This window comes from uncultured Porphyromonas sp. (genome assembly GCF_938039215.1).
GTDB lineage: Bacteria > Bacteroidota > Bacteroidia > Bacteroidales > Porphyromonadaceae > Porphyromonas.
Map to the genome: position 1 here is coordinate 136,825 of NZ_CALHVI010000056.1, position 13,115 is coordinate 149,939.

Annotated in this window: 10 protein-coding genes; 9 read left to right on the forward strand and 1 reads right to left on the reverse strand. The window is 55.4% G+C overall.

All coding sequences use genetic code 11. From position 1 onward, the window contains the following. Positions 1 to 231: 231 nt before the first annotated feature. From Q0336_RS08145 to fmt, 9 genes are all read left to right on the forward strand, one after another. Positions 232 to 1,152 carry an ABC transporter ATP-binding protein gene (locus tag Q0336_RS08145; RefSeq protein WP_298527600.1) on the forward strand — a complete coding sequence of 307 codons (921 nt, stop codon included), beginning with the start codon at positions 232 to 234 and terminating at the stop codon, positions 1,150 to 1,152. Beyond that, positions 1,145 to 2,431, forward strand: coding sequence for an ABC transporter permease (locus tag Q0336_RS08150; protein WP_298527603.1), 1,287 nt, complete (start codon positions 1,145 to 1,147; stop codon positions 2,429 to 2,431). The genes Q0336_RS08145 and Q0336_RS08150 overlap by 8 nt, the downstream gene beginning before the upstream one ends. A gap of 18 nt (positions 2,432 to 2,449) precedes the next feature. Beyond that, positions 2,450 to 3,151, forward strand: a complete 702-nt coding sequence (locus Q0336_RS08155) for a precorrin-2 C(20)-methyltransferase (RefSeq protein ID WP_298527606.1) — start codon at positions 2,450 to 2,452, stop codon at positions 3,149 to 3,151. A gap of 264 nt (positions 3,152 to 3,415) precedes the next feature. Next, on the forward strand, positions 3,416 to 4,183 hold the full coding sequence (locus Q0336_RS08160; RefSeq protein WP_298527608.1) for a C40 family peptidase: 768 nt from the start codon (positions 3,416 to 3,418) through the stop codon (positions 4,181 to 4,183). Positions 4,184 to 4,194: 11 nt separating this feature from the next. Next, complete coding sequence (locus Q0336_RS08165) at positions 4,195 to 6,078, forward strand: ABC-F family ATP-binding cassette domain-containing protein (RefSeq protein ID WP_298527611.1); 1,884 nt, start codon at positions 4,195 to 4,197, stop codon at positions 6,076 to 6,078. Positions 6,079 to 6,133: 55 nt separating this feature from the next. Then, positions 6,134 to 7,253, forward strand: a protein-coding gene (prfB, locus tag Q0336_RS08170; protein ID WP_297191182.1) for a peptide chain release factor 2 whose coding sequence is annotated in 2 segments (ribosomal slippage) — positions 6,134 to 6,196 and positions 6,198 to 7,253 — 1,119 coding nt in all. Because the reading frame shifts where the segments join, the coding sequence is not laid out codon by codon here. Between the two features lie 374 nt (positions 7,254 to 7,627). Beyond that, complete coding sequence (locus tag Q0336_RS08175) at positions 7,628 to 9,793, forward strand: polyribonucleotide nucleotidyltransferase (RefSeq protein ID WP_298527614.1); 2,166 nt, start codon at positions 7,628 to 7,630, stop codon at positions 9,791 to 9,793. Positions 9,794 to 9,977: 184 nt separating this feature from the next. Continuing rightward, positions 9,978 to 10,142: a hypothetical protein gene (locus Q0336_RS08180; protein WP_298527616.1), complete on the forward strand. Its 165-nt coding sequence runs from the start codon at positions 9,978 to 9,980 to the stop codon at positions 10,140 to 10,142. Positions 10,143 to 10,318: 176 nt separating this feature from the next. Beyond that, a complete protein-coding gene (gene fmt, locus Q0336_RS08185; protein WP_298527618.1) occupies positions 10,319 to 11,272 on the forward strand; it encodes a methionyl-tRNA formyltransferase in 954 nt (317 codons plus the stop codon). A 119-nt stretch (positions 11,273 to 11,391) separates the two neighbouring features. Here fmt and Q0336_RS08190 read toward each other — a convergent pair whose 3' ends face one another. Beyond that, a complete protein-coding gene (locus tag Q0336_RS08190) occupies positions 11,392 to 13,095 on the reverse strand; it encodes a hypothetical protein (RefSeq protein WP_298527620.1) in 1,704 nt (567 codons plus the stop codon). Between the last annotated feature and the right edge of the window lie 20 nt (positions 13,096 to 13,115).

Genomic DNA, 13,115 nt, shown 5'->3' on the forward strand with positions numbered 1-13,115 from the left:
CGTAACTTTTGCACACCGAGTGGGCATGGATTTCTTCCCCGCTAGGTACCCATTCATGGCTCGCCAAGGTGACCCATTCATGGGGTACTCGAGCGACCCATGAATGGGTCACCTTGGCGAGGCATGTATGGGGCATCCTTTTCCCTACTCTTTTGCGTATCTTTGCGACACACTATTCCTAGGCGAGTAGCCCCACTGCAGGGCGCTTCTCGCCCCTCATCAACCATCCGTATGGCTTACTTAGAAGTAGACAACGTCACCAAGCGATACAGTGGTCACACCGCCCTCAACGGAGTATCACTGCAGGCTCATCAGGGACGTATCTTCGGGCTCTTAGGTCCCAACGGCGCAGGGAAAAGTTCCCTCATCCGCATCATCAACCGCATCACAGCTCCCGACTCGGGGGAAGTGCGTCTCGAGGGTCATCCGATCACCGAGAGCGACCTCAGTAGTATCGGCTATCTCCCCGAGGAGCGAGGGCTCTACCCCAAGATGATGGTAGGCGAGCAGGCCGTCTACCTTGCCCGCCTCAAGGGGCTTAGCAAGGCGGAGGCCGAGTGCCGTGTACGGCAGTGGTTCGAGCGTCTAGAGATCATGCCGTGGTGGAAGAAGCGTGTCGAGGAGCTCTCCAAGGGGATGCAGCAGAAGGTGCAGTTCATCACGACGGTACTCCACGAGCCCAAGCTCCTCATCTTCGACGAACCCTTCAGTGGCTTTGACCCCGTCAATGCCGAGCTCCTCAAGCGAGAGATCCTCGAGCTCAAAGCCCAAGGGACGACCCTCATCCTCTCGACACACAACATGCAGAGCGTCGAGGAGCTCTGTGACGACATCGCCCTCATCCATCACTCCGAGGTCGTACTATCGGGGCAGACCGAGGCGATCCGTCGTGCCCACGGAGCGCACACCGCCCGTCTCGTCTATGACGGGGCGATCGACCTCGACCTCCTCCATGGCCTCCAGATCCTAGAGCACTCCGAGACGGAGCATGGCGGCACCCTTCGCCTCCAGCTGAGCCCCGAGGAGACACTCTACTCGGTCATCCACCAGCTCCCCTCCTCGCTCCAGCTGCAGAGCATCGAGCAGGAATACCCATCGATGCACGACATTTTCCTCCATACTGTCCAAGATCCTTCGCTCCGCCATGAATAAGCTACCACTGGTCATCCAGCGCGAATTCCTCACGCGCATCCGCAAGCGCTCCTTCTGGGTAATGACCTTCGCCCTGCCCCTTCTGATGATCGGGATCTCGCTCCTGCCTATCTTCCTCTCCCAGATCGGAGAAGACAGGCAGCATGTAGCTATCCTTGACCACACGGGTCGCTATGCTGAGCTCTTCCACGACAGCGAAGGCTATAGCTTCGTGCGATCAACAGTCCCCCTTGACTCCCTCAAAAGTCAGGGCATCCAAGAGGAGATCACTGCCGTCCTGGAGATCCGAGATGATCTCAGCAAGGATCCCTCCGCCGTGAGCCTCTTCTCCTTCAAGCAGCTACCCAAGGGGCTTGAGGCGCATATCAATGAGGTGCTCTCTCGCTACCTCACCGAGGAGAAGATACGCTCCTACGACATCCCTCAGCTACAGGAGGCGATACAGCAGAGCCAAGTCCAGCTCCATGTGCCTACCTACAAGTGGAACGAGGACGGGGATCTCGACACCTCCTCCAGCGAGATCGCATCGCTCATCGGGATGGGCCTCACTTTCCTCAGCTATATATTCATCCTCACCTATGGGGGGTGGGTCCTACAGAGCGTGCAGGAGGAGAAAAAGAATCGTATCGTCGAGGTCATCGTCTCCTCCGTCCGTCCACGTGACTTGATGATGGGTAAGATCATCGGTATCGGTCTGGCGGGTCTCATCCAGATCACGATCTGGTTCGTACTCGTCCTCTCCGGACTACGCATAGCTGAGCAGTTCTTCCTCCCCGAGGGAGCTAGCGCCCAGCTTGCAGGAAGCCCCATGGGCGACCTCGGTATGATCCAGCTCATCTTCTCCACGCTCCACGGGGTCGACTTCGTAGAGATCCTCATCTTCTTCGTCCTCTTCTTCATCGGAGGCTACTTCTTCTTTGCTTCGATCCTAGCTGCGATGGGAGCTATGGCCTCGTCGGATGAGGAGATCCAGCAGATGATGCTCCCTCTAGTACTCCTGCTCGTCGTCGCTATGTATGCAGGTATCGGTAGTGCGAGCAATCCCGATGGGACACTTGCCTTCTGGGCTTCGGTCATCCCCTTGACCTCCCCCGTGGTGATGATGGTGCGCCTCCCCTTCGATGTCCCCCTCTGGCAGGAGCTTCTGAGCCTTGTCGTCCTCTATCTATCAGCCTTCGCCATGAGCGCCCTCGCTGGCAAGATTTACCGCACGGGGATCTTGATGTACGGCAAGAAGCCTTCCCTCAAGGAGCTCTGGCGATGGTTGAGCTACAAGTAACCCCTACAACCCTACCCTATGATCTACTTCGTATCCCTCGGCCCTGGTGATCCCGAGCTCATCACCCTCAAGGCACTACATACGCTCCAGAGAGCTGATCGCATCTATACCCCCGTCCCCACGACGAGCAAAGGCAGGCATACCTCCAAGGCCGCCGAGATGATGCGTTCACTCGGGATCCGTGAGGAGCAAATACAGCTCTATGACCTACCGATGAGCAAGGATCGGGACGGAGCACTCGAGGCTTATACTCTAGTAGCTGATGAGGTAGTCCGTCGCCAAGAGGCCGAACCCGAGGCCCTCTTGGTGATCGTCGCCGAAGGGGACTGTGGCTTCTACTCTTCCTCCGCCTACATAGGCGAGCACATCGAGGCACAAGGCTTCACGACCCATCAGCTCTGTGGTGTCCCTGCCTTCATCGCCTGCAATAGCCTGCTGGGAGGACAGCTCGTCCAGCTCGAGGAGCAGTGCACGGTCATCCCAGGCTCAGCCACCGAAGAGGAGTGGAGCCGAGCTTGGCAGAGTCCCCACACCATCGTCGTGATGAAGGGTTCGCTCTGTGAGGCGGAGATCAAAGAGGCCATCCAGCGATACCCCGAGCGAAGGTGGCACTACTTCGAGTTCGTCGGGATGCCGAAGGAATTTGTCACCTCCGACCCCAACGAGATCCAAGGACGAACCTTCCCCTACTTCTCGATCATCATCAGCAAGTGCCGATAGCACTTCCCTTCCATTACCCAAGCATCCCCTAGAGCCTCACTAAGAGCGCCTCTAGGGGATGCTTATTATATAGGAATACGAAGGAGGAAGGAGGTCTATAAGAGCCAATTGTACTATCTTTGTGGGCAGAAGCGTTTTCTGCTTGTAGGTCTTTACCTATAGGGAGCAGGGAGGATGATACGCCTGAGTGCACCATCCCACCCCGTCGCTCTAAGGTCCTTCCCACTCGGGGAAGATAGCCTGCCTAACCCCCAAAGAGACAGGATGAATAGACTCAAGAATTCCTACACTACACTCGCTGTAGTCGCCCTAGCTACCCTCATTAGCCTCCCACTCGACGCCACGAGACGAAGTACTACCGACTCAGAAGTCCTCGCCTCAGAGATACACACCGTAGCCCAAGACTTCACCTCCCTTGAAGTCGATCTCGCTGCCCCCGCACCAGCCCCCGCACCTAAGACATCTAAGCATAAGCGAGCTACGAGCCGAAAGAGCTCCAGCAAGCATCGCCGTGCGCACTCAAGACATACTTCCCGCCGTCGTAGCGGTGGCAATGGCTACACCTACGAGCGTATGGAAGTCGCAGAGTCCACCCCCTCCGTCATCAAGTCCGTCGTGGACCATGGACAGGAACTCCTTGGTCTGCGCTATCGCACCTCTGGAGTAGCAAAGTGGCCACTTGACTGCTCTGGCTTCGTCAGCTACATCTATTCCCTCGAAGGGATCAAGATCCCTCGCTCCTCTGGTGGGCTCTCTGTCTATGCCGACCGCATCAGTGATCCCCAACCAGGAGACCTGCTCTTCTTCAAGGGGCGCAATCGTAGCGCAAGCCGTGTCGGTCACGTAGCCCTAGTCATCAGCAACGAAGACGGCAATATCAAGATGATCCACAGTAGCAATAGCCGTGGGATCGTCATCGAAAGTCTCAAGGATAGCCAGTACTTCTCCTCTCGCTACCTCGGTGCAGGACGCTTGCCCGAAGTGAAGGAACATTGGCAGGACATCCCCACGACTCCTAGCTCCCTAGAATAGCCTCCCACTACATGCTCCAAGTAGATCAGCTCGCCAAGAGCTACGGGGATCGTCTGCTCTTCAGCGACATCACCTTTGGCATCGAGCGAGGACAGAAGATCGGACTCATCGCCCCCAATGGTTCGGGGAAGTCTACCCTACTCAAGATCCTCCTCAGCCAAGAAGAAGCCGATAGTGGTAGCGTCATCTATGAGCGAGATATTCGCCGAGCCTACCTCCCCCAGCTACCCGACCTTCCCGAAGAGGGGACCATCCTCGAAGCCTGCTTCAATCGCTTTGATCCCGTCGCTCAGCTTACCCTTCAGTGGGAGCAAGCTGTAGAGAAGGGAGATCACGAAGGCATGGAGCGTCTCCTCCCCGAGATGGAGGCACAGGGCGGATGGTCGTATGAGCAGCGTGCCAAGGAGATCCTCGGTGCTCTAGGCATCCAAGATCACCATCGTCCGATCACGCGCCTCTCTGGCGGTGAACGCAAGCGCATTGCTTTGGCGAGCACCTTGATCTCACAGCCTGATCTGCTCTTCCTCGATGAGCCTACCAACCATCTTGACCTCAAGAGTATCGAGTGGCTCGAGGGCTACCTTGCTCGCTCGACGATGGGGCTACTTCTCATCACCCATGACCGCTACTTCCTCGACCGAGTATGCAATGAGATCCTAGAGATCGACGGAGGGCAAGCCTACCGCTATCGGGGTAATTACGACTATTACCTCGCTAAGCGTCAAGAGCGCCACGAAGCAGAAGACCAAGCTCGTGAGCGTGCCCTCAACCTCTATCGCCGAGAACTCGAATGGATGCGCCGTCAGCCTCAAGCCCGTGGGACGAAAGCACAGTACCGCATTGATGCCTTCCACGAGCTAGAGAAGAAGACTGAGGCTCGCCAGCGCATCGAGCAGGTAGACCTCGGCGGAGCGAAAGGCGGCTACATCGGGAAGAAGATCTTCGAAGCAAAGCACGTCAGCAAGCGCTTTGGCGACAAGGTCATCCTCGAGGACTTCAACTATATCTTCGCCCGACATGACAAGGTCGGGATCATCGGAGAGAATGGGGTCGGGAAGACCACCTTCCTCCGCATGCTCCTCGGTGAAGTAGCTCCCGACAGTGGGAGCTTTGACATCGGCTCGACAGTACGCTTCGGCTACTACAGCCAGACAGCACCCGACTTCGACCCGAAGAAGCGTGTCATCGACATCGTCCAAGACATCGCAGACGACTTCGTCCTCCCTCAGGGCTCTAACGTCGAGCGTATCTCTGCCAGCCAGATCCTCACCCGCTTCCTCTTCCCTCCCGAGCGACAGTACACACCCGTGGAGAAGCTCAGCGGCGGTGAGCTCAGACGACTCTACCTCTGCACGATCTTAGTCACGAGTCCGAACTTCCTCATCCTCGACGAGCCTACCAACGATCTAGACATCCTCACCCTGCAAGCCCTTGAGGAATACCTCTCAGAGTTCGCAGGCTGTGTGCTGATCGTATCGCATGACCGCTTCTTCATGGACAAGGTCACGGAGCATCTCTTCTGCTTCGAGGGCGAGGGCAAGGTACGAGACTTCCCCGGTAGCTACACCCTCTATAGAGAAGTGCGTGAAGCCGAGGAACGGGAGCGTGCCGAGCAAGAGCAGGCTAAGCGCAAGGCCAGTGAGCCCGCACCTACCCCACGCTCCTCTGCAAGTCGTCCTGCACGCCTCTCCTATGCCGAGAAGAAGGAACTGGAGGGCATCCTCTCCCGCATCCCTGAGCTGGAGCGAGAGAAGGCAGAGCTCGAAGAGCAGCTTAGCACGGGTACGCTTGCCCATGATGCACTTATCCAAGCCTCCGAGCGTATCGGTCAGCTCATCGACGAGATGGACGAACTAACCCTTCGCCAATTAGAGCTCGAGGAGAAGGGTAGCTAAGCCCCCGTCCTCATCCCAATACCGACTATTATTTTCACCCACTCATATATCGTATATGATAACGACAGACCAGTTAGGTAGCCTACTGGAGCGCAAGTCTGCGCTGGGGAGGTACCTTTGACGTCGATAGCCGACGTATCCAACTAGAGGAAGAAGAGCTACGCACCGCTGATCCCGCCTTCTGGGAAGATCGCGAGCGGGCAGAGGCTCAGATGCGCAAGGTCAAGGATCTTCGTAAGTGGATCGCCTACTACGACGAAGCCGATCGCCTCACCGAAGAAGTTGCTCTTGCCCTAGAATACTTCAAGGAGGGGATCACCAGCGAAGAGGAAGTTGATGAGGCTTATGCCCGTGCCATCACCCTCTTTGAGGAAGTGGAGCTCAAGAACATGCTCCGTGCCGAAGAAGACTCCCTCGGTGCCGTCCTCAAGATCAATGCAGGTGCAGGCGGCACAGAGAGCCAAGACTGGGCCTCGATGCTTGCCCGCATGTACGCTCGCTATTGCGACAAGCAAGGCTACAAGACCACCATCACCAACTGGCAAGATGGTGAAGAAGCAGGGATCAAGACCATGACCATGCAGGTCGAGGGAGATCAAGCTTATGGCTTCCTCAAGAGTGAGACGGGCGTGCATCGCCTTGTGCGTATCTCGCCCTACAATGCGCAAGGGAAGCGCATGACGAGCTTTGCCTCTGTCTTCGTCGTACCACTCGTCGATGACACCATCGAGGTGGAGGTCAATCCTGCGAATATCAGTTGGGACACCTTCCGCTCCAGCGGTGCCGGTGGGCAGAACGTCAATAAGGTCGAGACGGGTGTTCGTCTTCGCTATAAGTACAAGGACCCTGAGACGGGTGTCGAGGAGGAGATCATCATCGAGAACACCGAGACACGCTCCCAGACCGACAATCGTGAGAATGCCATGCGACTACTTCGCTCCCAGCTCTACGACAAGGAGCTAGAGCGAAGACGGCGAGCACAAGCCGAAGTCGAAGCAGGCAAGAAGAAGATCGAATGGGGCGCACAGATACGAAGCTATGTCTTCGATGACCGTCGTGTGAAGGACCACCGCACGGGCTACCAGACCTCCAATGTCGGAGCTGTGATGGATGGGGACATCGATGACTTCATCAAGGCCTATCTGATGGAATTCGCCACCAAGGACGAAGAGTAATTCTTCAGCTCTCCTAGCGAAGAGAAAAAAGAACCCTACCGTAGGTCGCCGAAAAAACCTACTGTAGGTCGTCGAGCAAACCTACTGTGGGTCGCATGAGCGACCCACAGTAGGTTTTTTTGCGCCTTACCATAGGTCTCATCTAAGAGCTGGGAAGGCTCGTCATCAGAGTGCTTATACAGAGGGAGATCCGTCTCAGCCTATCTCCTCATCCGACGAATACTTAGCTGCTCCATCTCTCCTTCTGTCCCGCTCATAAGGCTCCTAGCCTAAGCCTTTACTCCAGCTGCTTACAGCTCGAGCACGAGTAGCTCGTTTAATTTAACTACCTTTGTGCCGATTTTAAAAGGACTTATCAATCAATTAAAGAAGAAATGCTACAGCCAATTAGCAAGACCATCACACTGCCCGATGGAAGAGAGATCGTCATCGAGACAGGCAAGCTTGCCAAGCAAGCCGACGGATCGGTAGAAGTACGCATGGGAAACACCGTCCTTCTGGCCACCGTCTGTGCCGCTAAGGATGCAAACCCTGGGGTAGACTTCATGCCCCTACAAGTAGAATACAAGGAGAAGTATGCCTCATTCGGGCGCTTCCCTGGTGGATTTACCCGCCGCGAAGGCAAGGCTTCGGACTATGAGATCCTGACCTGCCGCCTCGTAGACCGTGCTCTACGTCCCCTCTTCCCCGATGACTACCACGCAGAGGTCTTCGTCAACGTCCTGCTCTTCTCGACGGATGGTGTCGATATGCCCGATGCTCTAGCGGGTCTTGCTGCTTCGGCTGCTCTGGCTGTCTCAGATATCCCCTTCAACGGACCTATCAGCGAAGTGCGTGTAGCACGTGTTGATGGCGAGTTCGTCATCAACCCTACCTTCGAACAGCTCAAGAGAGCCGACATCGAACTGATGGTCGGCGCTACCCTCGACAACATCATGATGGTCGAAGGGGAAATGCAGGAAGTGCAGGAAGCTGAAATGCTAGAAGCCATCAAGGTAGCTCACGAAGCGATCAAGGTACAGTGCCAGGCTCAGCTCGAACTCTCTGAAGCTGTCGGTAAGCTCGTCAAGCGTACCTATTGCCACGAAGAGAACGACGAAGATCTTCGCAAGGATGTACACGAAGCCTGCTACGCTAAGGCTTATGCTGTAGCTACCTCCGGCACGGACAAGCACGCTCGTGCAGAAGCCTTCGAAGCGATCGTCGAAGAGTATAAGACGAAGTTCACCGAAGAAGAACTAGAGACCAAGGCTCCGCTGATCGCTCGCTACTACCACGATGTAGAGAAGGAAGCTATGCGCCGTGCTATCCTTGACGAAGGTAAGCGCCTCGACGGTCGTAAGACCACCGAGATCCGTCCTATCTGGATCGAAACGGATTACCTCCCAGGGCCTCACGGTTCGGCTGTCTTCACCCGTGGTGAGACTCAGTCTCTGACAACCGTCACCCTCGGTACGAAGAGCGATGAGAAGCTCGTCGACGATGTCCTGAACTATGGTAAGGAGCGTTTCCTCCTCCACTATAACTTCCCTCCTTTCTCCACCGGCGAAGCTCGTCCACAGCGTGGTGTCGGCCGTCGTGAGATCGGTCACGGGAACCTTGCCCACCGTGCCCTCAAGCGCATGCTCCCCGCAGACTACCCTTATGTCATCCGTGTCGTCTCTGACATCCTTGAGTCTAATGGCTCATCCTCGATGGCTACGGTCTGCGCTGGTACGCTCGCTCTGCGTGATGCTGGGGTGCCCATCCAGAAGCCTGTATCAGGTATCGCCATGGGTCTGATCTCCGAAAACAAGGGTACGAACTACGCTATCCTCTCCGACATCCTTGGTGACGAAGACCACCTCGGAGATATGGACTTCAAGGTCACGGGTACCGCTGACGGGATCACTGCTACACAGATGGACATCAAGGTAGATGGTCTTAGCTACGAGATCCTAGAGCGTGCACTTGCTCAGGCTCGTGAAGGTCGTCTCCACATCCTCGGTAAGATCCTCGAAGCTCAGCCCGAGACTCGTGATGACCTCAAGCCACACGCTCCACGTATCGTCACCCTACGTATCGGTAAGGAATTCATCGGTGCTGTCATCGGCCCTGGTGGTAAGATCATCCAAGGTATGCAGGAGAAGAGCGGTGCCTCTATCAGCATCGAAGAAGTCGATGGTATGGGTGTCGTCGAGATCAGCGCTTCGAACAAGGATGCTATCGACACCGCTGTCGGCCTGATCAAGGGCATCGTCGCTATGCCTGAGGTAGGTGAAGTCTATCTGGGTAAGATCTCTTCGGTCATGCCTTACGGTTGCTTCGTAGAATTCCTCCCAGGTAAGGATGGTCTCCTTCACATCTCTGAGATCGACTGGAAGCGCTACGAAAAGATCGAAGACACCGACCTGCAGGAAGGTCAGGAAGTCGAGATCAAGCTCATCGACATCGACCAGAAGACGGGTAAGTTCAAGCTCAGCCGTCGTGCCCTCCTCCCCAAGCCCGAAGGCTACAAGGAACCAGAGCGTCGTCCACGTCCAGAGCGTCGCCCTCGCTAACCAACCAAGAGAGAGAGGACTAACCTCCTCCTCAATACGCTAAGTCAATGAAAAGCTCCTGAAGTCTCCGCACTCATCTTCGGGGCATTCAGGAGCTTTTCTCGTAAGCGTTTCGTCATGTACGGAATTATTACGTACTTTGCACATAGAGAACATACACATAAACATAGTACTTAGAGACATTATGAAGCAGTATATCGGTGTCATCGTGATGCTTATCGGAGCTCTTCTTCAGCTCTTCACTTACTTTACTGATCAAGTTGAACAGGCTAATATCTACCTAGGCACAGGGCTTGCACTTGTGATCGTTGGCTACATCGCCCACATCTTCATCAGTAAGAAGAGCTAGATCTGCTCGACAGCATACAAGCAGCTAACGAGGGCTATCCAGTCATGACTGGGTAGCCCTCATCTTTTTTTTATACAGAGGCAAGCAACTAGATACACGGGCTAACAACGAAGAGATTATAGGCAATAGGCTAATTCTTCGTAGCTTTGCCCCGTCTAAATAGAGACCTTCAAGCAATGAAAAAAGACGAACTACGTATCATCTATATGGCGACGGCAGACTTCGCTCTCCCTTCGCTCCAGAGCCTCGTCGAAGGAGGCTATAATGTCGTCGCTGTAGTCACCATGCCCGACAAGCCCGCAGGACGTGGGCAGAAGCTCCAAGCAAGCAAGATCAAGACCTACGCTCTTAGCCAGGGGCTAGAGGTGCTTCAGCCCGAGCGACTCAAGGATGAAGCCTTCGTGCATCGCCTCGAAGAGCTACGCCCCGATCTCGGGATCGTCGTAGCCTTCCGCATGCTTCCCGAGGTCGTCTGGTCTCTGCCTCGCCTAGGGACGATCAACCTCCACGGCTCACTCCTTCCCCGCTATAGAGGGGCAGCTCCCATCCACTGGGCGATCATCCGAGGAGAGACCGAGACAGGTGTGACGACCTTCCGCCTGAAGCACGAGCTGGATACGGGAGACATACTCCTTCAGGCCCGACTTCCTATTGCACCCGAAGATAATGTAGGCAAGATCCACGACGAACTGATGCTACTTGGGGCTAAGACGCTCCTTGCTACCGTCGACCTCTTCCTCCAAGATGAGGAGCCCAAGGCTCAGCCTCAGACGAGCTACGACATCACTCCGACCTCTGCCCCCAAGCTCACCAAGGAGAATACCGAGCTCCATTGGGATCGTCCCGCACGTGAGCTCCACAACCAAGTACGTGGGCTCTCCCCCTACCCTGCTGCTTGGTGTACGCTCTCGTTTGAAGGGCAGGAGCCTATGACCTTCAAGATCCTAGAGACAGCTGTGCTCTCTGATAAACTGCCCTCTGTAGAGCATCCTCTTGGACAGATCATCGCAGGCAAGCATAGCCTAGAGATCCAGACCTCTGAAGGGCGACTAGAGATCAAGGTACTACAGCCAGCTGGGAAGAAGGCTATGCCTGCCTCTGCCTTCCTCAATGGTCTAAGAGCCAAGTAAGGGGGACAGCAGTCTAAGGCTAACCACACGAAGCCTCAGACTTCTACACAAAGGCACTGGGCCGACTACCTCACGATGGAGGTAGTCGGCCCAGTGCCTTCGTATATAGGGAGATTAGACTAGTGCATGCGGAGGAGCTGCGTGAAGTCTCTCATCCCACGTAGGCGAGCAAACTCGAGGTCATAGTCGATACGGGATGCGAGGCTTGGATCCTTCTGCAGAGCCTTCTGGAGTGAAGCGATAGCAAGCGAAGCATCACCCATACGAGCAGCGACGATAGCACGAAGATAGTCCGTCGTAGCATCGGGCTTAGCAATAGCTTCGAGGGTCTTCACAGCCTTGCTGTAGTTGCGGTTGAGGATCTGAGCTACAGCAGCATTGTTGGTCGTGACATCGCCATAAGCCGTCTCAGCCTTGGCATAGTCACCCTGACGCAGGTAGAGGTAGCCGAGTGCATCGCCGACACCTGGGAGAGCGCTCCCTTCAGCCATGAGCGAAGTAGCCTTCGACAGATCACCATCCTTGAGGGCAAGGAGACCAAGGTTTACCTTAGCTTCAGCATTGTCCTTCAGCTTGAGAGCACGATCGAACCACACATGAGCAGACTCATAGTCACCACGCTGTAGGCAGAGTGAACCGACATTGTTGAACGAGCGGTAGTCCTTAGGATACTTCTGCATCGTGAGCTTGTAGATGCTCTCCTTCTGCGCAGCATCATCCGTGAGAGTAGCAGCGTAGAGTAGCTCTTCGACGGTCAGTGCGCTGGGGTACTTGGCTAGCGTTTCCTGGATCTCAGCATCGCTCTTACCGATGATCTTCACGTTAGCGATGAGGCGAGAGCGACGGAGCTTAGGCAGGACTTCGTCAGCGAGCTTGCTGAAGACGGCAGAGATATTGCGGATCTCATGCTCACGCTGCTCGGGGTCTGGATACATGCTTAGGACACGAAGCACGAGATCCTTGTCTTGGAAGTTGCTCTGCTCGACGAGCTGCTTGAAGCCTTCCCAGTCCTGAGCAGTATAGTGAGCATCGATCTCGACATCCGACATCTTCTGCTTCTTGAAGTCGCTCTTGAGCTTAGCCGTGGTATTCTTCTCACGTGAAGCACTGAGCTTCTCATTCAGCTCCTTACCACCATCGGGAGAAGCATAAGCCTGCACTTCTACGGAGACTTCCTGATTAGGAGTTTCCTTAGCATTCTGCACGGTGTACTTCCACTCCTGGACTTCATCCTTGTTGAGCTCAGAGGTACGAACGTTGGACTGCTGGATGAGGAACATGATGTTAGCATCATAAGCCTCCTTGACGATACGCTGGAAGCCATCAGGAGCGATGACGGGCGACACACCTGCCAGCGTAGCAAGAGCTTCGGTAGCGATGACACCATCAGCGACCTTCAGTTCGGGGAGCTTGACCTCACGGCTACCCTGCTTTCCCTTGAAGTTGAGGTAGAGTTCACTCTTAGCCATCGCAGGGACATAGGGCAGGGAGAAGTTCACCGTAGCATTCGAGCCATTGGTATAGTAGACGATGCGGTCATTACCATAGACCTTCTCACCCTGGAAAGTCGTACCAGCAGCCCACTTCTCGCCACCTTGGTAGCGGAGGATGGGGACGACGGTGAGGACGGCATTCTTGGGGAACCACTTCGCTGGGAAGGTGAGGTGGACAGCCACGGGGACTTTCCCACCTACTACTTCGAGAGGCTGGGGCTCAGCCTTGACCAGGTCTGCCGTCATGGGACGAAGCTTCTGGCTACAGCTACTACCGGCCAGGAGGACAGCTGCCGAAGCGAGGGCAACTGCAATTACGTGCTTAGACATTTCTGATTGAGATATAATGA